We start from the raw sequence: 21,198 nt of genomic DNA on the forward strand, positions 1-21,198 counted from the left end.
CCGGCGAAACTGGGAAGGCTGGCAGTGCGTGGAAGAAGTGATCTATCTATCCCCTATCGCGACGGAACTATGTTATAATGTGCGCGATATCCGGTGCAGACCTATTCCCCTGGGAATAGGCATGAGAAACACCGGAAAGTGGGATAGCCTCGCTTCCCATGCTTCACGATCGACGGACAGTGTGGCGTAGATCTGGTGATCAGAAAGGAGGGCGCGGCGGTCAAGCCCAGCTGCCGCGCAGACCTGGCAGGCTTATGGAAGACATTCGCTTCGAACGACACTTCCGCACACCCTACTCAGAAGGCTATTACATCATGCAGGGTAGTAGCCTGCAGAATAGCACGCGGCTTGGTACCATTGACATTCATTTCACCACAACGGCGGTGCACGGTACCTTGATCCTGGAGCGCGAGCTGGAGGAGGCTGAGCTGACCAAACTGATCGAGCAGATCGACGAAGACCTGGTCCTTTCAGCAGATATGCCACGCGACGACTTTCTGGTGAGCGTCTACGTTGGCAGAGATGTCGGCTTCTACAGCGACGAGTATTTTGCCGGAGAGGGCGAGCGCGGAGCTGACCTCAGCGATGAGGATGAGGTGTGATGTCAACCACCCCACGGCTAAAGCCGGGGGGCCTCGACGCCGGGCAAGGATTGGTGGTTATCCCCTCTCTTGTCCTTGCCGCTGTTCCCCAAGGAAGGCTGACTCGGCGCCAGGCCGACGAGTCTCACTGGCGGGCGGGGGGGGACAGGCCGCTCAGCTAATCTTCCAGCAGGCCGCGCCGCATCGCGTACTTGACCAGCTCGGCGCGGCTATGGAGATTGAGCTTATCCATAATATGAGTGCGGTGCGTGTCCACCGTCTTGGGGCTGATAACCAGGCGTTCGGCGATCTTCGTATTGGTATACCCCTCAGCCACCAGCTTCAGAATCTCCCGCTCTCGCTCAGTGAGGCTCTCGTAGCTATCCTTCTCCTCACCGGCGCGCACACGCTGCAGATAGTCGCCCACCATGACCGACTGAGCCACTGGCGACAGGTAGACCTGGCCATTCTGGATGACGTGCAGGGCTGAGATCAGATCGGTGTCGGCGGCCTCCTTGAGCATATAGCCGGAGGCGCCCGCCCGCAGCGCCTGAAAGATATATTCATCGTTCTCGTGCATCGTCAGAATGAGGACCTTGGTCTCGGGAACCTGCTTCTTAATCTGCCGTGTGGCCTCAATCCCGCTCATGTCGGGCATGGTGATATCCATGAGCACGATATCGGGCTGGAGGCGAAGCGCTTCTTGGAGAGCCTGGCGGCCATCCTGTGCTTCGCCGACCACCTCCATATCGGGCTGAGCATTGAGCATCATCTTCAAGCCAGCGCGCAGGATGGTATGGTCATCGGCCAGGAGAATACGAATCTTCTGCACGGCTTTCGTCGTCTCCGCTGTACTCGTCGTTGTCGTCATACCTTTACCGGACCTCCGCGCGGTTGCTGCTCCGAAGGTGTCAGCTCAGCATAGGGGACGGACTCGCTATTACTCTGGCGTAGGGGCAAGCGTACCTCGATAGTGGTACCTGCACCGGGACGTGACTTAATGTCCAGAGAGCCATCGAGAAGAACGGCGCGTTCCTGCATTCCGGCCAGGCCCAGACCGCGCTCCTGGCCTGGCGTCTTCATCAAGGCCTCGACATCGAAGCCGCAACCATTATCGCTGATCGTGGCGTGAACGGCACCTTCCTCCTCCCGCAGCACAATAGAGACCCTGGTCGCATTGGCGTGACGAGCAGTGTTGGTCAGGGCCTCCTGCACGATGCGATAGAGCACGGTCTCCATCTCGGCGGGCAGCCGCCCCTTGAAGCCTGTGGCCGAAAACTCTACCTCGATAGAGCACTTCTGTTGATACTCTTTAATATACCAGCGCAACGCCGGCAAGAGACCGAGGTCGTCCAGAGCGCTAGGGCGCAGATCGATGCTCAAGTTACGAATGGCCCGCAGCGTTTGATGGGCCAGATTGCGTGTGTCGGCGATACGCTCGCGGGCCTCGGGGCTGGTCACCGACTTCTCCAGGATGGCCAGGCTAATCAGCAGCGAAGTGAGCATCTGGCTGGTTTCGTCATGCAGCTCGCGGGCGATCCGTTTGCGCTCCTGCTCCTGCGCATTGATGATCTGAGTTGAACGCAGTCGCGAAGCCTCGTCAATGGCCTCCAGCATCACATTGAAGGTAGCAGCGAGCTGATCGGCTTGAGGATCAAGCCCGGTCAGCGGGGCGCGCAGCGAGCGCTCGCCCTTCTGGACGCGGCTCATGACCTTGCCCAGATCCATCAATGGCCGGAAAGCGATCTGCAGCAGTAAGAAATTCAGGGCCACACTCACCAGCCAACCCACCGTAATAAAAATGATCAGCGAGGTAGGCGTTGCCAGTCCCTGCCGGCTATCGTTCAAATGGGAGGCCAGCCAGGTACCGCCGGTGGCACCAACAAAGATAATGACGCTATTGGCGATCAGAACTTTATAGAAGATAGGCAGGCTGAGCAGGGGCCTGAGCAAACTTGGCCAGCTCTGCACCCCGGACCCGGCCAGGATAGTCTTGCGCTCCATAGCTCTTGCACCTCTCTACACTTGGCAAGGAGGAGCCTCCCTCTCCTTTAATTGTAGCGTTGGGGGGCTTGCCTGTCAAACGAGCGCACACAAAACCGCACCTGCCATCCCCGGTTGCCTGTGCTAGCTATACTATTAGCAATTATAAGCTGATACGTTCAGTATAATACTAGTGGTACATCAGTGGAGAGAGAGTAAAAATGATTGAAAGGTCTTCTCTCCTATTTCTCGGCGTTGACAGACCTGGGAGGTCCGTCAACGCTGGGGGAAGGGAGCAATCCTGAGAGAGGCCTGGCAAAGCGCGAGGAGGAAGACAGAATCAGGTATTTACCTGATGTTCTCCTCCGGTTCCCATGCTATAATCTTCCGGGCGGCTGAGAACCTCCACGCTGGCCTTTCTCCTCAAAAGAGGTGTACTACAAGCTAAAACGGGCATGGCCTTCCCTGGAGAACAGAGTGGCCTTCTGGGTGAGAGCGCAGGGGACATGAGCGAGGTGCCGGCAGACAAAATCAGGTAAACACCTGATGCTCTCCTCGGGAGAACTCTGTAATCTAACAATGAGGGGCAGAGAAAGAGCGGGCCGCTTCTCGGGGCGTGCCGAGAGCGGAGGAAGAAGAGGAGGAGCTGCCCCGCCCATCCGTTCGGCCTTACCCATCTGGCGCAGAAGGGGCCTCTTTCCTAGAGGATAAGGGGCAGAGAGAAGGGGGGAGAGCCGAGCGAAGCAGGACCCTGTTGGGAAGGGGTACTCAGGGAGAGAGCCGGTGTGGTATAATCTGCCACGCAGCTGAGCGCCCATCTCCCATCTCGTTGCTGCTAACCAGCCCCAAGCAGGAATTGCTGGACAAAAGCAGGCAAGGAACGAACCTATGAGCGGCAGCTCAGATGGTCGTCACGCTCGCTGAGGGATGACAACAGGAGGAACTGTGTGTGAGTTCACTACCTGAAAAGAAGAGCTTGCTCGACATCATCACGCAGAAGATAGTGACGAGCCAGCTCTGGCGATCGATATTCCGCCACGGCTATCCGGACACCCCACTCAACCAGTCGCTGGTGATGATGGGGAACGTCTTCCTGCATCTGCACCCGGTGAAGGTGAGCCGCCAGGCGATGAAGATCACCTATACCTGGTGTATGGGGGGGATCTCCTTCTTCCTCTTCCTGGTGCTGACCCTGACCGGGGTTTTTCTCATGTTTTATTATGTTCCTGAGACCCACACGGCCTATCAGAACATCAACCAGCTCAGCAGCGCGGTCTCCTTTGGCCATCTGGTGCGCAACATGCACCGCTGGGCGGCCCACCTGATGGTCGTCTCCGTGACCCTGCATATGATCCGCGTCTTCTATCATGGGGCTTACAAGCCGCCGCGCGAGTTCAACTGGGTTGTGGGTGTGGGCCTCTTCTTCTGTACTCTCTTCCTGAGCTTTACAGGCTATTTGCTTCCGTGGGACCAGATTGCTCTGTGGGCGATTACGGTGGGAACCAACCTGGCCCCGTACACTCCGATTCTCGGTCAGCCGGTCTACCAGGTGCTGGTGGGTGGTCCTGCGGTTGGTCAGGCGACCCTGATTCGCTTCTATGTAGGACACGTGATCTTGCTGCCGCTGGCCACGGCTATTCTGCTGGCTGTGCACTTCTGGCGCATCCGTAAGGATGGAGGAGCGGCTGGGCCACCGCCGCCGTCGCGGCGCGAGCTGGAAGCCCGTCTGGCAGAAGCTGAGCAGGGGCTGGCGCCAACGGCTGCGCGCTAGCCCTAGCGCTAGGCTAGCTATTGCTTGCCTGCCTGCTTCCTTGCTTACTGTTCAGCAGGCGAGGCGAGAGGTACTCTGATCTGAGCGGGAGGCCCCTGGCTGAGGAAAGTAGCTATGAAGCCTTGAGGAGGCTCTCCTTCGCCGGCGCGGCTCTTCCTTCCTTCCAGGATGGGTAAGGCCTGCCCCGCTCGCTCAAGGATTAAAAGCGGGACTAAGAAAGAGAAGCCGTTGCTGTCTCTGGCTGCTCACCAGGCCAGCCAGTCTGGCCTGGCCTGTCAAGAAAAGCTGGCTCAGGGATTAGAACGAAGATGAGAGGATAGGCCAATGGCAATCGAACAGGAGCCAAAGGTACAGACGCAAGCAGCGGCAACCCAGCGACGCTATCGCACGCTGGCGGTAGTGAGGCAGGAGGCCATCACGCGCGTTGAGAAACCGCTGGAGGACTCGGTTTTTGTCTGGCCTCATCTGCTGGTGCGAGAGTTCTTTGCCTCCACCATCGTGATGGTCATGCTGACCCTGCTCTCGGTGGCAATCGACGCGCCGCTGCGGGAGCCGGCGAACCCCAACGTCACGCCGAACCCGGCCAAGGCTCCCTGGTACTTCCTGGGCTTGCAGGAGCTGCTGCACTACTTCCCACCAACGACTGCCGGTGTGCTCATTCCGGGGCTGGTGCTGGTCGGCCTGGCCTGCCTGCCCTACGTGGATCGCAATCCCAGCCGTGCCTACGCAGACCGTAAGATCGCCATTGTGACCTTCACAATGTTTGTGGTCTTCTGGGCCTGCGTGACCCTGGCCGGGAGTTTCTTCCGTGGCCCCGGCTGGGTGTGGTACTGGCCCTGGCAGGGTCTTTTCTTCGACCTGTAAGGGAACTCTGGGAAAACGGAAGGAAAGGATCTGTTCTCTATGAGTATGGATTTCCCGCCGCGGGATGTAGATAGGCCACCCTTGACACCGCAGCAGTACGAGGTGCTCCACGGCGGCGGCGCAGAGGCTGCCGAGCTTGCCCGGCAACGCCTTTCGCGCCGGCGCTTTCTGCGCCGTGCCACGCTGGCTGTCTGGGGCCTCTCGGCGACGACTGCGGTGGCCGGGGCGTTGAATATGCTCTATCCGAATCTGGCTGGTCAGTTCGGCTCGGCCCTCAATGTGGGCAATAAGAGCGATTTCCCTGCTGCCAAGCCATCTGAGGCCAAGCTGGATCAGTCTGGGGTCTTTTATCGCCAGGAGGCCAAGACCTATGTGGTCCATCTTGCCAAGGATACGCCTTTATTGCTCTCCGGCCAGTCTCTGAGCGATCAGCTGGATTCAGAGTGGATTGTCAAGGATAGCGATGGCTCGTACTGGGTGGCGCTCTATCAGCGTTGCGTCCATCTGGGCTGCACGGTGCCATTCCGCGATGACTGTGTGAGCTTTAAGTGCCCGTGCCACGGCTCGCATTATAATGTCGATGGCGAGTTCCTCGATGGCCCGGCGCCCCGCAGCCTGGATCGCTTCCGCATTCTCTTCCAGGGTGAGAGCGTGATCGTGGACACGTCTCAGTTGAACAATAAGGTTCAGCACCCCGATGCGTCCACCCGCCTGATCCCCGAGCCGACGATTGCCTGCGCCTGATGGTCGCTTTCTCTTCTCCGCCCCCTGGACGGGTAGGGTGGGCTGGCCAGGAAGTGCCCGAGAGGACCAGGCCCCTAGAGAGGCAGTGGCGGTAGCTTCGACCCGACCCGGCTGGCTCTTCCCGCCAGTACGGTCTCTGTCTGACCTGGCTCTCCGCTGGCCTCTGACATCTGGAGGCTGCCTGCTCCCCGTGCAGGTTCCTGGCTGGAGGTAAGAGAAGGGACACAGGGAAAACTCTTGGAAAGGTAGCGCGTATGATCAATCCTGTCCAGGCAGCTATAGGCATTGTCGTGCTGCTGGTGGCCGTTGGCGGCCTGCTCTATCTCTTTTACTCGCGTACAAATGCGGTTCAGAAGAGCGGCTACGGGGCGCTGATCATGCTCTCCCTGATCACGCTGATGATCCCTGTCTTCTGGATCATGGAGAGTAATGGCCAGGCGATGGCTAAGGTCCAGCAGCATCAAACGGCTCTGGAGCGCGGCGCTGAGCTATATGCTCAGTACTGCTTCCAGTGTCATGGTACGAAGGGCCAGGGGCGTGTCGGCCCCAGCTTGAACAATAATCCCCAGGTCAATAAGTTGAGCGATAATGATCTGCTGCGCATTATTAGCGCGGGTATCTATAATACAAGTACTAATCAGCTCAACGTGGCAATCATGCCGGCCTGGAGTGAGGATTATGGTGGCCCTCTGACCAACATTGATATCCAATATCTCTTTGAGCTGATTCGCTCGTCTGATCCGGATTATTTGAAGGCCAATGGTCTGCCATCTGGTAACGGCTTTGACCAGGTGCCGGGGCTAATCCAGAAGAATAACCCTACGGCCTATCAGACAGCGGTCGCTCAGGAGAGTAGCGGTCAGTTTGGCAATCCGGTCGATCTGACTTCGAAAAAGAATGTCACGATCGATATGGTGACTGCCCCCAGTGGGGCAAGCTGCTCGCCGGCCTGCTATGATCCGATCTATGTGAAGGTGAAGGTCGGAACCACGATTACCTGGGTGAATAAGGATACTCAGGCTCATACGGTCACGGCTCTGCAGACGGAGGATCTCAACAATAAGAAGATCGCCTCAAACATTTTCGACTCTGGTCTGTCAAAGCCGATCTTGACCAATGGTACCTTCAGCTACACGGTGACGATGGCGGCCTATAATCTGAATAAGGACCATAAGGTCTACTACTATTGCCAGTACCATCCAAGCATGGTGGCGGTTCTCTTGATTGTGCCCTAATCAGAAGCCGCTTGCTGAGAGTGCGACCTGCTTGGTCTGGCTGCCAGCCTTGTATATAATGTCTGACTACCTGATCGCTTCCTTTGCTGCTCTCTTGAGTCAGGCTGAGAGAGGCTGAGAGAGCAGGAGGAGCACGGACTGTATAGGCTGGCAGCCAGGTGGATACTGGGGTCTGCGTAGACGCCCAACGTCAGCGCAGATGAGCGTGAGGGCGCCTTTCGCCGCGCAAGGAACTACTGGCCAGGAGATCACCAGCTGGGAGCAGAGAGAGGGTAGATCAATGGCTGCAGATCAGCGAGCAATTGCTCGCTCCCGGGAGGGATGGTCTCCTGGCCCATATGGAGGTCTGCAAGGCAATGCCAGGGGTTGCTGGTCTAGCATGGACTGACGAGCGGCCAGGGGAAGTCTCTTACTCCCGGCGAAAGGCGCGATGATCAGAGCGGGGCTTCGTGCCCCATATCAAGCATGTCGCCGCAACTGTTTGTGGTACATGTCGTTGAAAGGGCTGGCAACTATGCAGAGAGTTCAACCACGGGAGCTGCCTGAGCGCATGTCGTGGGCACGTGCCCTGATCTTTGGTGTCGGCTTCTTCTTCATTACAGCCTTGCTGATCGGGCAGCTTCCGGGCTATATTTTCGATGAGCTGACAGCTTCCACGCTGCAGGGCATGGAGCAAGGCTCGCTTGCCCTCGGCCTGGTCTGCTTGCTCGGCTTCTTCGTTGTTGAGGTTATTGTCCTTCTCTTTGACCCCAAGCCGTTGCTACCGCCTATGCTCTTTGTGGGCCTGGGCCTGGTGCTCTTCGTCGGGGGGCTGGCGCTGCTCTTCTGGGCCGTGCTCACCCCGGTGACGGCAGGGGGGGTCACGACGAACAGCCAGTACTTTCCATCGGCGAACCTCTTCTGGAACCCGCTCCTCGATGGAAATGTGCTCTGGCTGGAGCCGGGGGCTGTTGATTTTGTGTTGATCGCCATTGTGCTCCTCATCGCCGGAGCAGCTGCTATGTTCTATGGGGGCCTGGCGCTCAAGGAGCAGCGCGATCCCGATCGCAGCGATCCCGGGACCACGCCGATGATTCGTAGCCTCACGGTCCTGGGCAGTGTGGTCCTCTTTGCCTACATGCTCTTCTCCATGTTGGTTGATCCCAACGCCCTGGCGGCCCGCATCAATCCGTCCTGCCCCGCAGCGATCGATTTCGCCAAGGGCTGTGGGATGATCACCGGTCTCTTTGTGGTGAATGCTATCGAGGGCACGCTGCTAGCCATTGCCGTGGCTGCGACTCTGGGGGCTTTTGCTCTGCGCCTTCACTATCTGATGCGCCCGGTGCGCAAGCGTGTCATGGCGCCTTTTTATGCAGTGGGGGTCAATCTCCTGCCCTTCGGCCTGGCTTTCCTGCTGCTCTGGTTCTTCCTCTATCCGTTGCTTGACTGGATTCACAGCTGGTCTCTGGCGGGTCTTGGTGACTGGCTGACGGTCTGTGCGCGTAAGTCGGTGGTGCCGGGTTCCTGTACCTTCTCGCAGCAAGCTGGCTACATCGTCGATGCTTTCTTGACGATGAACTTCTTTGTCCTGCTGATGGCGGCGGTTCGCGTCTGGCGTACGAACCGCAACCTGGTCATCATTGGAAGTTTCTGGGTGGCGGCGATTCTGGGCCTGGCGACCCTGGTGACCCACCTGCATCCCGAGGAGGCGCTGATCGCTCTGCTCCTCTGTGGCGGCACGCTGGTCATGGTCACGATCTGGACAAGCGTGGCGCGGCGCGAGTTCTCCGTGGTGGGCGAGCGCAATCTCGGCTGTCTCGGCCAGTGGCTTGTGGTGGGCACCTGTCTCTTCGTCTATATTGCCGCCTTTGCCTTCTTCTCGATCCCCGGCTTCCGAGAGACAGAGCCGAATATTACCTTTACGCCGGGCCTCTTGATCCCCGGCAAAGGCGCGCCCGACGCGATCATTGTCTTTGTCCTGATGGGCTTGCTTGCCGCTCTCCAGTTCTACTTCCTGGTGCGCAATCGCTATAAGGTGTAGTCTGGGGAGAGAGAAAGGCAGTGGAGAAGGCTGCCTGAGCAAGAAGAGGAGCGGCTAGCGCTCTTTCAGAAAAGCGTCGCAGGGCTGGCTGGTATCCGTGAGATCAGTGCAGGGACCAGCGCCTGCGACGCTCTCTTTTTTGGCAGCGGAATGATGTATAATGGGGGACAGATTGTGAGAACGGGAAGACCAGGTAGGCAGTATGCAGAGTGAGAGTCCGCTCAAGATTTTAATTCTCGCCGCGGAAATCGTGCCTTTTGTCAAGGTCGGCGGCCTGGCTGATGTGGTTGGCGCCCTCCCCAAGGCCCTGCAGGCCCTGGGACATGATGTACGCCTGGCCATGCCGCGCTATCGCCAGGTCGATCCTGAACGCTTTCAGCTCACGCCGGTGCTCGATAGCATCACGGTGGACATGAATAAGTTCCAGGCAAAGGTGAGCGTGCGCCGTGGCACGATCGGCAACGATATTCCGGTTTACATGATCGATGCCCCCCGCTTTTTTGAGCGCGAGAATGTCTATGGCTATACTGACGATGGCGAGCGCTTCATTTTGTTCTGTCGCGCTGCCCTCGAAGCCATGCGTGCGCTCGACTGGTCACCCGATATTATTCATTGTAACGACTGGCATACTGGCATCGTGCCGAATTGGATGCATACAATCTATCGACACGACCCTTTTTATGGGGGGGCTGCCACCGTCTATACCATCCATAATCTGGCCTACCACGGCATCTTTGGCTATCGCATCCTCGAAGTGGCTGGGGTGGCAGCCAATGGCTTTCTCTATCCGCAGATCGCCGAGCTGGCCAATGTGGTTGATATCATGGGGCGCGGCATCCTCTTCGCCGATGCCATTACGACGGTCAGTGAACGTTACGCTCAGGAGATCCTGACGCCCGCCTTTGGGGAGAAACTCGATCACTTACTGCGTTCGCGCAAGGACCGACTCTTCGGCATTCTCAATGGTATTGATTATGAAGAGTGGAACCCCGCGAACGATCGCTATATTGCAGCTCCTTTCAACTCCAATGCACTAGAACGGCGGGCTGAGAATAAGCGAGCATTGCAGCAGCAGGCCCACTTGCCTGTGCGTCCCGATGTTCCCTTGCTGGCAATGATCTCTCGTCTGACCGATCAGAAAGGCTTCGATCTCCTGGCGCAGATCGCCCATCCACTGCTGGCCCAGGGAGTGCAGTTTGTGGTTTTGGGGATTGGTGATCCACACTATCAGGAGCTGTTCCAAAGCCTGGAGCAGCAGTATCCAGATCAGGTGGCCAGCTTCTTTACCTTCAATACGGAGTTAGCTCATCGCATCTATAGCGGCAGTGATATGTTCCTGATGCCCTCGCGTTTCGAGCCGTGTGGCCTGGGGCAGATGATCGCTATGCGCTATGGTAGTGTCCCTGTTGTGCATAGCGTGGGCGGTCTGGCCGATACGGTGCAGGAGTATGATCCGCGTAGCGGCGAAGGGAATGGTTTTACTTTTACACGCTATGATCCCTGGGAACTGTTTGCTGCTATTGTGCGCGCACTGGAGCTGTATCGCTTCCCGGATATCTGGCGCGATCTCCAGCGTCGAGGGATGGCTGCCGACTACTCCTGGCATGCTTCCGCTGTGCGCTACGTCGATGTGTATCGCAATGCCCTGGCCTTTCATCACCAGGGAAAGTAAGGAGGAGCAGGAGCGTGTTGGTGCGGGAGAGGAAGAGCAGCAGCGGTTAGCGTATGAGGGGGGAGGCCAGCAAAAGCGATGGTGAGTGAGCGCACAAGCGAGGGAGGCAACCGGGCAGACACTGGAGTGACAAGGAAGGGGGGCAGGCAGGAGGAGAGTGGTCACCCGGCGGTCCCGCGCGGTTCAGACCTGGCGCAGGCTCAGCCAGACGCAGGTTCCTTTGCCGGGCAGACCTGCGCTTTCCAGCCAGATCTCTCCTCCCATCTCTTCGAGCAGTCGCTTGCTGAGATAGAGGCCCAGGCCCTTGCCCTGGGGAGCCAGACGCTGGGCGCTCTCCAGACGCTGAAACGGCTGGAAAAGTCGTTGCTGCTCCTCTGGTGGAATGCCAACGCCCTCGTCCTGGATCGCAAGGTAGATACGCTGCTTCTGTTGCTCTTCTGTCTCGGCAGTCGGTGGGGCGCTGGCTGGCCTGACGGTGGTGAGAGTAATCCAGAGGCGGCTCCCGGGGTGAGAGTAGGAAAGCGCATTATTGATCAGATTTCGCAGCACCTGGCGTAGTTGCAGGGGCTGTGCTATTACGCTGCATTTGCTCAACTGGATCTCAAGTGTTCGCTGCTCGAATTGCAGGCGAGGTGCAAAGGAGGCCAGCACCGAGAGCACTGCCTCTTTGAGGTCAAGGTGTTCGACTCCGCTCTCTCCGCCAGCTCGTTGGGGCAGGCTAATGGAATCCAGGATAAAGGTGGCTTCATCGCAGGCGTGATTGATTTGTTGCAGGTATTGATCAGCAACTTCTCCTGGGATGTGCTCGCGGTAGCAGCGCAACAACTCGGCGTAGCCCTTGATGGCGGCGAGAGGTGTTCTGACTTCGTGATTGAGGATGAGCAGTAGCTGTTCGCGGCTCTTCTGGTCCTCGATAAGCTGCTCGTTTTGCTGACGAAGCTGTCGATTTTCCTGATCGATATGTCGCACTTCGCTACTGATCTTGAGGAAGGCGCAGCCGACGATGAAGATCTGGGCGGTTGCCAGTACGAGGCTGCTATAGATCATGGCATTGAATGAACCAAAAAGGCGTGGTAGCACCATCAGGCTGGCGAGATTGAGCAACCCGATGATTACCAGGACCCCGCACAGGAGGCGCAGGCAGGTGCGGAGCATTGTCATGTAATTCTTCACCTTTAAGACCCCTTCGCACAAGGCTCAGAACGAGTTACCTGTCCTGTTCTAGGAGAACGAAGATGGTCTCTTACCAATCTCTTAATTATACTCTTGGGGCTGGCCAAAATCGAAGAAAGCGTTCTAGCCGCCGCATCTGGTCCTGAGATCGAGGGGCGGATGTTGTTCGTGAGCCGGTCATGGAGTGCGCCGTCGCTGGCGAGGACTTTGGAGACAAGGAGGGCAAATGATCGCCTATCTGGACTGCTATTCGGGGATAAGCGGCAACATGTTCTTGGGGGCGATGCTTCATGCGGGACTCTCGTGGGAGAGCCTGCAGCAGCTGCTGGCGCTGCTCCCAGTCGAAGGCTATCAGCTGCGCAGGGAGCCGGTCGAACAAGGAGGAATCCACGGTCAACGCTTCGAGGTGGTCTTAGAGAACCCTGATCAGCCAGAGCGGCATTGGTCCGAGATCCGTCAGATGCTAGAGGATGCTCCTCTGCCTGCTCAGATTCGTCAGCGAGCGCTGGCTATCTTTCGTACGCTGGCGGAAGCGGAAGCAAGTGTACACGGAGTAGAACCAGAAGAAGTGCATTTTCATGAAGTAGGAGCCGTTGACGCTATTATCGATATCGTCGGAGCGGCCATTGCCATCGAAGTGCTTGGCATCAAGCAGCTCTACGCTTCGCCGCTGCCGCTCACCAGCGGCATGGTTCAGACAGCGCATGGGCTGTTACCTGTCCCGGCTCCAGCTACCTTAGAGATTCTCCGTCGCGTAGCGGCCCCGTGGCGGCCCTGTCCGGTAGAAGGAGAGCTGGTCACGCCAACTGGGGCGGCTATTCTCGCGACGCTTGCGCGCTTTGAGCAGCCCGCCATCCGTATCGAACGAGTGGGCTATGGTTTTGGCCATCGCCGGCTCCCCTGGCCGAACTGTCTACGCCTCTGTCTTGGCACAGCTGAGCGCCTGGATGGCTCAGCGGGAGAAGAACTAGACCGTGATTGGGTGACCCTCATCGAGAGCAACCTGGATAATACGACGCCCGAGCTTTTAGGAGCCTTGATGGATGAACTGCTGGCCGCGGGGGCGCTCGATGTAACGTTCTCGCCTTTGCAGATGAAGAAGAATCGTCCTGCCACCCTGCTGAGCGTTCTGGCGCGTCCAGAGCAGAGCGAGGAGCTGGCGACGCTGATCCTGCGCTCCTCGGGAACGCTTGGCGTGCGCTTGCAGCAGATGCAGCGCCTCAAGGCTCAGCGCCAGCAGGAAGAGCTGCTTACCCCGCTGGGACCAGTGACGATCAAGGTCAAGCGTTTGGGTGGGCGCGTGCTGAGTGCTGCGCCGGAGTACGAGAGCTGCCGTCACCTGGCTCAAGAACGCGGGCTACCTCTAAACGTCGTCTATGAGCTTGTAGAACAGTGTCTGAACGCGAGCCTTCGCCCTCAAGGTCAGGCTCTGGCGCAGGCGGACGGACTTGCGGGAGCGACCGACTCCTCTGCAGCAGGGAGAGAATGAGCGCATCAGGTTAGATAGGAGAAGAAGAAGAGGGAAAGCATGGATTTAGAGAAGCGGAGATCCTTCGACCAACGGCAGCAGCGGCCAGAAGAAGCGAAGAGCGATGGAGAGCGAACCCAGAAGGGCTACGATGAGCGGCGTTTTCGAGACTTTGTAGAGGACCAGATTCGCGAGGCCCAGGAACGGGGGGTATTTGATCATTTGCCGGGTATGGGCAAGCCGCTAGAGCTTGATGAGAATCCCTATGCACGTGAGAAAGAGCTAGCCTATCACCTGCTCAAGAGCAATGGTTTTGCTCCCCAAGAGATCGAGCTGGCGAAAGAGATTCGCAGCGAGCTGCAGCAGGCAGAAGCCAGGTTGGCCAGACTGCGCGAGCGGCGCCAGCGACTGATCAGGCGCCGTCTTCCTCCTTTTCCCAGCGAGAAGCGAGCCTTCAACACCGCTCTGGCGCAGGCATTGCGCGACTACGAGGCGACCCTGCGTGAACTCAATCGCAAGATTCTGACTTTTAGCCTGATGGTTCCGCCAGCGATGCATATGAACATGCTAGACGTCGAAAGCAAGGTCAGGGCATTCCGCGAAAGTTGCCCACCATTTCCTCTCTGAAGCCCCGCTTAGCCCGGGCACACCATCACCGCCATCCGCTGTGTCTTTGGTGAGGCTGGCAAGCGCCAGTAGGGTCTGACTCGTAAGGCTTGGGAAGCCTGGCTGGAGCAAGAGCGGTCGAAAGGCTGCTGGGGAGATCAGTGGTCAGGAGGACACCGGACAGAATGACAGAAAACTTGCTTCCGGGCAGACCCCGAGCCTCGCGTCAGGTCCCAGGGCCTCACTACCTCTCTCAGAATGGGCCATCTACCGGCGTCAGTAACGCTGTAAGCAAATATTCCTACTCAGAGGAGCAGCATAGCAGTCCTTCTCTAGACTGAGTAGACTGCCTATCGGAGGGATCAAGGAGGGGCTCCCTAAACGCAACCCTTGGGTATGCCTGCGCTCCACGCACAAGCGGGGGAGCCTCCACTCTGAGGCTTACTGGTGCCTGGCTAGCTCACAGGTAGCAGAGAAAGATCTCTTCCCTCCTTTTTCTCCAGCGAGCCGGCTCAGAAAAGAGAAGGGGCGTGTTGCGGGCAGGGGGCCTGCCGGCGGCTCCCTGGTCAGCGCCGCCCCAGTTTTGCCAGCGACGCGATGCCTGGAGACGTTTTGCATGGAGGTGTGACATTGGCAACGCAAGATGAACTGGTACGGAAAGGGCTGCTTGAGGGGGATATAGATGTTGATCAAGCCGACGTTGACAAGCTGCACAAGAACGTCATTGGCCTGCCTGGCGTGCTCTACTTCTGCATTGCCGGCTCGGCTCCCATCTCAGCCATGCTCTTCAACGTGCCGCCCATAGCCCAGCAGGCGGGGGCGGCCTCCCCGCTTGTCTTCCTCCTCTCGGGGATAGGACTCCTGTTGCTAGGGGTCTCCATTGTCTATCTCTCGCGCCGGCTGACCTCTGCAGGTGGTTTTTACACCTGGGTCAGTCACAGCCTTGGAAAAGGCACAGCCTTCCAGGCGGGCTGGCTCATGATGGGCGGCTATGCCCTCTTTGAAGCGGCCCTGATGGGAGCCTTTGGCTCCTACACCAACAGCTCATTTGCAACCTATCTCCATCTCAATCTACCTGGTGGGTGGGTGAGCTGGGCCCTCATTGGAACGCTCCTCATTTTCCTTCTCTCCTACTTTGACGTCAAATGGTCAGTCTTTGCCATGGCCCCTTTCCTGATCCTGGAGATCAGTGTACTCGTTATCCTTGACCTGGTGATCTGCCTGCGCGGAGGAGCGAGCGGCCATGACCTGCTGCACACCTTCAGTGCGGCGGGGGCAGACCTCAAAGGAGCGGCGCCAGGGGGAGTGCTTGGCATTGGGATCGGCATGGCCTTGGGAGTCTGGTCCTGGGTAGGCTTCGAAGCTGGAGCTGTCTACGGAGAAGAGGCCCGCAACCCGCGTCTGGCAGTCCCGGTAGCCATCTTCAGCGTCGTAGCTTTCCTGATCATCCTCTATGTCTGGACGTCCTACTCAGCGACCATCGGCTACGGCTGGCAGCACGCTGTGGATCAGTTTGCCGCCAATCCCAGCACCGCCTATTACGCCCTGGCCACGGACTACGTCGGCGGCTGGTTGCAGGCCCTGATGATCATTGCCATCAGCACCAGCGCCTTAGCCTGTGGTCTTGCCTTTCACAATGGCATGGTGCGCTATCTCTACGCTATGGGGCGGGAAGGCATCCTGCCACCCCTCTTTGGAAAGACACATCCCCGCTATCGCAGTCCCCATATCGCTATTGTGGCGCAGTCGCTCTTTACCTGTCTGCTGATTGCCTTCTTCGCTCTAGTGACGCAGAAGCCGGGGACAGGTAGCTATGGTTTTGGCCTGTCAGGCAACGGCTATCAGCAGGTAGATGGGCTGGCTCCTTATGCCTGGCTTGCCACGGCGGGGACAATCGCCTTCATCATCGTTTACATCATGGTCAACCTGGCGGCTCCCCTCTTTGCCTGGCGCTTTGACCGCTCCAGCTTTGGGATCTTGCGCCATGTGGTGGCGCCGCTGCTCAGCTCGGTGGTCCTGCTCATCCCACTGGCCTCCTTTATCATGCCGGCAATCCCAGGCCCTGTCGGCGCCTTCTTCACAACGCTGGGTTTTGCTCCCACTCCCTTCCCAACCAATATCTTGCCGCTGTTCGTCCTCGCCTGGATCATCTGTGGCCTGCTTTACGCGAATTATCTGGCGCGCCGCGATCCAGAGCGCTATGAGAAGATGGGGCGTATCGTGCGTGGCGATGTCGCCTAGCCTGCAGGTCAACAGAGAGGCGCTTTTGCCTGCCTCCACAACAGACTGATCCATCCTGCACCGCCTCTTGAGTAAGGGTCAGGAGAGCAACGGGACAGCTCCCAAAAGCCTCTCCTGGCCCGCTCTCCTCCTTCTCATCTTGTTGTTAAATACAACATCTTCTATTTATAGCTAAATGTGGCCAATCTTGTGTTATTTTTCTTGAAAAAGAGAGATAAAGCAGTACACTCAGCATAGAGAACAGCGAACCCGTCACCAGCTGGCCGGGGAAGAGAAAGGAAGGAGAGCGGAGAGGGGCAGCGAGATTGCTGCCGGCGCGGGTGGGAAGGTGCGGGTCAGGGGGAGAAAACGCATGGCGCTCTATTCAGAGAGGAGCAAATGGCACAGTGCTCAAGAGCCGCTGGCCTCAGAGGAATACGTCGTCAAAGCCATGCCGGCGGTGCTGGGCACCCTGGAAATGACCGCCTTTTTTATCGTGATTGTCTTCTTCATTACCAACTGCAACACGGCCAGTACGGCGGGACCGGCGGCGCTCACCTATCTGGTGATTGGGGCCTTGGTCTTCTTTCTGCCCAGTGTCATCGCCACTGCCCAACTGGGGGTGATGTTTCCATACGAGGGATCGCTCTATAACTGGACTCACAAAGCCTTTGGAGGCTACTGGAGCTTCTTTGCGGCTTTTTGTGCCTGGTTCCCAGGTGTTCTTGTGATGGTCAGTGCCGCCGATAATGTTCTGGCCTTTATTCAAGGGTTAAATCGGCAGTGGGTGATGCTGCCCTGGCAGCAGGGACTGATCATCATCGGCACGCTGGCACTGGCTGGCCTACTCTCGCTCCAGCGTTTTCGCACCGTAGCGAATGTCATTCTGGCAGCGGCGGGCGCCATTGTGGGAGCGCTGATCATTCTGGGGGGAGCGGCAGCCTGGTGGCTGCTCAGTGGACATGCACCCCTGAGCAACTTTGGCGAGGTAGGGCCCTGGCTGCCTGCCCTTGTTCCACATGGTGGGAACATTGCCACCTTTGGCCTGGTCATTCTGGCCTATCTCGGAGCTGAGACGCCGCTCAACATGGCCGGTGAGATCAAGCACCGACGGGTGATCACGCGCCACCTCTGCTGGGGGCCGCTGGTTGTCTTACTCGGCTACGTGATCGCCACAACGGCCCTGCTTGTCGTCGAGGGTCCGACCAGTGGGGCTCTGCTGCCGGCCCTGGTGGCCACTGTTGATCTCAGCCTTGGCAAAATCGCTGGCAACCTCATGGCTGTTTGCCTGATCATCTTTTTTTTCACCGCGATTGTGGCCTACAACTGCAGCTATGCGCGCTTACTGCTAGTGGCGGGAATTGATCAACGTCTCCCTGCTGGTGTGGGGCGTCTCAGTCGCAACCGCATTCCGGCCAGAGCCATCCTCTTTCAGACCATCATGGCCATCATGCTCACCGCCCTCATTTTCATTGTGGCCCCGCTGGTGGTGCACGTTGGCTCTCCTGTCGACTTGACCACTGAAGTCTACAATGTAATGCTGGCCTCTTCGACGCTGGTCTGGGCGACCTCTGCCTCATTTCTCTTTGCCAACCTGATCATGCTGGCCCTGCGCAATCGAGAAGCATTTCATGCTCAGCTGATCTTCCCGGCGCCAATCCTCTGGGGAAGCGTTGTCCTGGGCCTCCTCTCGTCCCTTTTCGCTGTCGTCGATTCCCTGATTTTCTCCTGGATTCCGGCCCTCATTCCCAATAGTAGCTGGTGGTACATTATCGGAGGAGTGACCTGCTTCTGTCTCATTATCGCGGCCATCGGTAGCATGTTCGCCGCCAGCGAGGCCGACTGGCAGGGCTTGAGCGGCGAGTAATTGGCCGTCAAGTCTGGGGAGAGGAGAAAGACCTCCGTCATCGCTCCCTTGCGTGGGGAGCTGGCCAGGCGGGTATCTGTCCGAGTTGGCCTGGCTCGATATCTGCGGCGATAGGTGACCCGCACCTGCAGTGATCGGTTAGGGGAGGCAAGTTTCCTGGGAAGGAGAGGCGAGGAAACTATGCTGCAAAGCAAAGCGCAAAGCGATAGGCAGAGGAGTCAGAAGCGACCTAAAAAAAAGAGCCGGTGGTCGGACTCGAACCGACGGCCTGCGCATTACGAGGGCGCTGCTCTACCACTGAGCTACACCGGCTAGAAGTAGGGTGAACAAGGAACTGCACCATTCCGACCCTGAATACTCCAGGCCGAGCTAGCCACGGAGGCTATTGCCGCTTCTGATTATACCCCTCATCTGGAGCGGCTGTCAAGCACCAGTTTTGGCGCGCAGGCCAGGAGCATCCTGCCGCACGCAGGCGCAGTGAAGTGGCTGACAGCGCAGCGGAGATACATGCTGGCAGAAAGGCTATCCGCTTCAACTGGTGCGGGCGTCCTCATTTCCGGGGGCAGGATGCTCCGCGGGGCGGAAGAGGGCAGGCCGGGGCGAGCCTGAGCCAGAATAGTACTCTCTGAAAGAGGAGTGCCTCTTGCGGAGCTGGTGCGTCTCTATCGAAGGAGGAAAGTAGTGCTTATTCTATCGAAATGAGAAGGTTGTCTCTTTGCCGAGAATAGTTGCAGGCTGACCTATGAAGGAAAGCAAGACGGTGCTGATTATAGATGACGATCGTGACGTCAGCGAGCTGTTGCAAATGGTCATTCTTGAGCGCACGGACTACCGCCCGCTCTGGATTGGCGAGAGCGAGCTGACGCTGTATGCTGCTCCGCATGTCAGGCCGGCGCTGATCCTGTTAGACTATCGGCTGCCGCGTATGCATGGTCTGGAACTGTATGACCGTTTGCAGGAGATTGAGACCATGCGCAATGTGCCTACGGTGCTCATCACAGCCTGGAATGACCTACCGCTTGAAGAGCTACGCCGTCGCGGTATTTATCTATTGCGCAAGCCTTTTGATCTAGAGGAGCTTCTCCGGCTAATGGCGATGCTGTTACCCGGTGCAGTGCCTCCCGGCTCTTGAGGGCCAGAGCAAAAAGCTCAACCAGGGTGGGATCGAACTGGGTGCCGGCATGGCGGCGAAGCTCCGTTAGGGCCTGGTGGGGGGAGCGTGGCGCCTGGTAACTGCGTCCGCTGGTCATGACGGCAAAAGCATCGCTGATCGCAATCAGGCGGGCGCCGAGAGGGATCGCCTCGCCGGCCAGCCCGGTTGGATAGCCGTGGCCATCCCAGCGCTCGTGATGGTGGTAAACGGCTTGTACCATCGTCTGGGGAGCCTGCAGGCGGCTCAGGAGCAAGGCCCCTTTCAAGCAATGGGTGCGGATCTGCGCGAACTCCTCTGCAGTTAACGCTGTCGCTTTATGCAAGAGCTGTCTAGGCAGCGCCAGTTTGCCGAGGTCGTGGAAAAGAGCGGCCAACTCGATCAAGATACTGTCATGCGCCGACAGACGGAGAGCCTGCAGGAGTGGTGCTGTAAGCAAGTAGACGTCTAGCGAGTGATGGTAGAGCTGCCCGTCGTATTCGCGCAGCGACCGAAGGAGATGAGCAAAGCCGCCAGCCGGGAGCGGTGGCTCCTGCTGAAGAGAAGCTGTCAGCCCTGGTGGTGTGCCCATTGGCTCTGGGGTTGAGCCCCTCGGCAAGGTATCGTAATCGCTTTTCCGCTTTGCTCGGCGCTGCTGCCAGCCAGAACGAGCCGCGACCGATGTTGACTGTCTTGCTCGTTCTCCAGCAGCGCTGCTGTCATCGTTCGAGTTGTACCTCATCATCTCGTATCCAGATCAGTCTGGCAGGCTTTTCTTCGCTCGTCTAATCGTTCGCTCTTCTAAGAAAGATACGTTTCAGTCGGCGAAAAGGTTGAAGGTGGGGCAATGGGCGACAAGATGGAGGTAGCCGCTGGCGGTCCCGCGAGACCGGTGGCAGGGCGTTTAGCGGCCCTTTCTCCTCTCGACAAGGTGACCCCGGTATGGTAATATGGGATCAAATCCGAAATCATCCGCCTGGGACAAGGAGCGAACGGGCCTGAGAAGGTCTTGCCTGCGCAGGAAATCAGGGCGAAGGAAGGGAAGCGGTTCCCATTAACGGCTCCTGACGAGATGAGTGTTCCCTCCTGCGTCTGCTCCGTGGTGATCTGAAGTCGATGAAGCAACGCGAGACAAGCGATCAACCCACTCAAGAGCCAAGGCGCTTGCTGCTAGCGACGGCGAATCGCGATAAGCTAGAAGAACTGCGCGCGCTCTTCAAGGCCCTGCCCTTTCATGTAGTCTCCCCGGCAGACATTGGGCTGACGCTGGAGGTAGAGGAGAGCGGGCAAACGTTCTGTGAGAATGCTGAGCTCAAAGCGCGGGCCTATGCGAAAGCATCAGGTCTACTGGCGCTAGCTGACGATTCAGGTCTAGAGATCGATGCCCTGGGCGGTGCGCCCGGCGTCTATTCTGCGCGTTTTATGGGGCGGGAGACGCCCTACGAGGAGCGCTTCCGGTTTATCTTGCAGCGTCTGCGAGGACTTCCACCGGAGCAACGTACGGCGCGTTTCCGCTGTTGCATAGCCATTGCGGAGCCTTGGGGCTACTGCCGCACGGTCGAAGGGGTCGTAGAAGGTCAGATCGCCGAAGAGCCGCGCGGCAACAACGGCTTTGGCTACGATCCAATTTTCCTCGTTCCTGAGCTTGGTAAGACCACAGCCGAGCTGTCCCCGGAGGAGAAGCATCGCATCAGTCACCGGGGAAGGGCGGCTCAACTGGCACGGAGACTGCTCGCAAGCTGGCCTCCCTTCGCTACTTCTGCCGACCTGCCCAACACTCTGCCTTAGCCTGGCCTTGCGGCTGGGAGAGCAGCGGTCGCTAAGTACGCAAGCAAGCAGGTGAGCACAAGAGCGAGTGAGCAAGC

Annotated in this window: 16 protein-coding genes, 1 tRNA gene and 1 pseudogene; 13 read left to right on the forward strand and 5 right to left on the reverse strand. The window is 58.2% G+C overall.

Annotated elements, in window-relative coordinates; translation table 11 throughout:
* Window positions 1-254 precede the first annotated feature (254 nt).
* Window positions 255-602, forward strand: a complete 348-nt coding sequence (locus BGC09_RS09630; protein ID WP_141727711.1) for a hypothetical protein — start codon at window positions 255-257, stop codon at window positions 600-602.
* Between the two features lie 157 nt (window positions 603-759).
* On the opposite strand, the gene BGC09_RS09635 is transcribed toward BGC09_RS09630, so the two are convergent.
* Both BGC09_RS09635 and BGC09_RS09640 read right to left on the reverse strand, forming a co-directional pair.
* The gene (locus tag BGC09_RS09635) at window positions 760-1,452 is read right to left on the reverse strand and encodes a response regulator (RefSeq protein WP_052888327.1); all 693 of its coding nucleotides are present in this window, start codon (window positions 1,450-1,452) and stop codon (window positions 760-762) included.
* The gene (locus BGC09_RS09640; protein WP_069803719.1) at window positions 1,449-2,585 is read right to left on the reverse strand and encodes a HAMP domain-containing sensor histidine kinase; all 1,137 of its coding nucleotides are present in this window, start codon (window positions 2,583-2,585) and stop codon (window positions 1,449-1,451) included. The genes BGC09_RS09635 and BGC09_RS09640 overlap by 4 nt, the downstream gene beginning before the upstream one ends.
* A 928-nt stretch (window positions 2,586-3,513) precedes the next feature.
* Here BGC09_RS09640 and extP point away from each other — a divergent pair.
* From extP to glgA, 6 genes are all read left to right on the forward strand, one after another.
* Entirely contained in the window at window positions 3,514-4,335 is an 822-nt protein-coding gene (gene extP / locus BGC09_RS09645) for a selenite/tellurite reduction operon b-type cytochrome ExtP (protein WP_052888329.1), read from the forward strand.
* A 324-nt stretch (window positions 4,336-4,659) separates the two neighbouring features.
* Window positions 4,660-5,199 carry a cytochrome b family protein gene (locus BGC09_RS09650; RefSeq protein ID WP_052888330.1) on the forward strand — a complete coding sequence of 180 codons (540 nt, stop codon included), beginning with the start codon at window positions 4,660-4,662 and terminating at the stop codon, window positions 5,197-5,199.
* A gap of 39 nt (window positions 5,200-5,238) precedes the next feature.
* A complete protein-coding gene (locus tag BGC09_RS09655; protein ID WP_069803721.1) occupies window positions 5,239-5,943 on the forward strand; it encodes a QcrA and Rieske domain-containing protein in 705 nt (234 codons plus the stop codon).
* Window positions 5,944-6,197: 254 nt separating this feature from the next.
* A complete protein-coding gene (locus tag BGC09_RS09660) occupies window positions 6,198-7,178 on the forward strand; it encodes a c-type cytochrome (protein ID WP_069803723.1) in 981 nt (326 codons plus the stop codon).
* Between the two features lie 514 nt (window positions 7,179-7,692).
* The gene (locus tag BGC09_RS09665; RefSeq protein WP_141727712.1) at window positions 7,693-9,198 is read left to right on the forward strand and encodes a hypothetical protein; all 1,506 of its coding nucleotides are present in this window, start codon (window positions 7,693-7,695) and stop codon (window positions 9,196-9,198) included.
* Between the two features lie 202 nt (window positions 9,199-9,400).
* Entirely contained in the window at window positions 9,401-10,870 is a 1,470-nt protein-coding gene (glgA, locus tag BGC09_RS09670; protein WP_069803727.1) for a glycogen synthase GlgA, read from the forward strand.
* Between the two features lie 183 nt (window positions 10,871-11,053).
* On the opposite strand, the gene BGC09_RS09675 is transcribed toward glgA, so the two are convergent.
* The gene (locus BGC09_RS09675; RefSeq protein WP_084658303.1) at window positions 11,054-12,031 is read right to left on the reverse strand and encodes a sensor histidine kinase; all 978 of its coding nucleotides are present in this window, start codon (window positions 12,029-12,031) and stop codon (window positions 11,054-11,056) included.
* 238 nt (window positions 12,032-12,269) lie between these two features.
* On the opposite strand from BGC09_RS09675, the gene larC reads away from it, so the two are divergent.
* The 4 genes from larC to BGC09_RS09695 all read left to right on the forward strand — a co-directional run bounded on the left by larC (window position 12,270) and on the right by BGC09_RS09695 (window position 18,204).
* A complete protein-coding gene (gene larC / locus BGC09_RS09680) occupies window positions 12,270-13,532 on the forward strand; it encodes a nickel pincer cofactor biosynthesis protein LarC (protein WP_069803731.1) in 1,263 nt (420 codons plus the stop codon).
* 39 nt (window positions 13,533-13,571) lie between these two features.
* Window positions 13,572-14,138, forward strand: a complete 567-nt coding sequence (locus BGC09_RS09685; protein WP_069803733.1) for a DnaJ family domain-containing protein — start codon at window positions 13,572-13,574, stop codon at window positions 14,136-14,138.
* Between the two features lie 609 nt (window positions 14,139-14,747).
* Window positions 14,748-16,358, forward strand: coding sequence for an APC family permease (locus BGC09_RS09690; RefSeq protein ID WP_069803735.1), 1,611 nt, complete (start codon window positions 14,748-14,750; stop codon window positions 16,356-16,358).
* 352 nt (window positions 16,359-16,710) lie between these two features.
* A complete protein-coding gene (locus tag BGC09_RS09695) occupies window positions 16,711-18,204 on the forward strand; it encodes an APC family permease (protein WP_069803737.1) in 1,494 nt (497 codons plus the stop codon).
* Window positions 18,205-18,444: 240 nt separating this feature from the next.
* On the opposite strand, the gene BGC09_RS09700 is transcribed toward BGC09_RS09695, so the two are convergent.
* Window positions 18,445-18,516 (reverse strand) — tRNA-Thr (locus BGC09_RS09700).
* Window positions 18,517-18,964: 448 nt separating this feature from the next.
* Between BGC09_RS09700 and BGC09_RS23250 the strand changes: the two genes are divergently transcribed.
* Window positions 18,965-19,336 carry a response regulator gene (locus BGC09_RS23250; protein ID WP_245688580.1) on the forward strand — a complete coding sequence of 124 codons (372 nt, stop codon included), beginning with the start codon at window positions 18,965-18,967 and terminating at the stop codon, window positions 19,334-19,336.
* 34 nt (window positions 19,337-19,370) lie between these two features.
* Here BGC09_RS23250 and BGC09_RS23510 read toward each other — a convergent pair.
* Window positions 19,371-20,078: pseudogene (locus BGC09_RS23510) on the reverse strand (HD-GYP domain-containing protein); the annotation flags it as partial.
* 371 nt (window positions 20,079-20,449) lie between these two features.
* Between BGC09_RS23510 and BGC09_RS09715 the strand changes: the two are divergent.
* Window positions 20,450-21,121: an XTP/dITP diphosphatase gene (locus BGC09_RS09715; protein WP_069803743.1), complete on the forward strand. Its 672-nt coding sequence runs from the start codon at window positions 20,450-20,452 to the stop codon at window positions 21,119-21,121.
* Window positions 21,122-21,198: the final 77 nt, after the last annotated feature.

The sequence above is a fragment of the Thermogemmatispora onikobensis genome, from assembly GCF_001748285.1.
GTDB lineage: Bacteria > Chloroflexota > Ktedonobacteria > Ktedonobacterales > Ktedonobacteraceae > Thermogemmatispora > Thermogemmatispora onikobensis.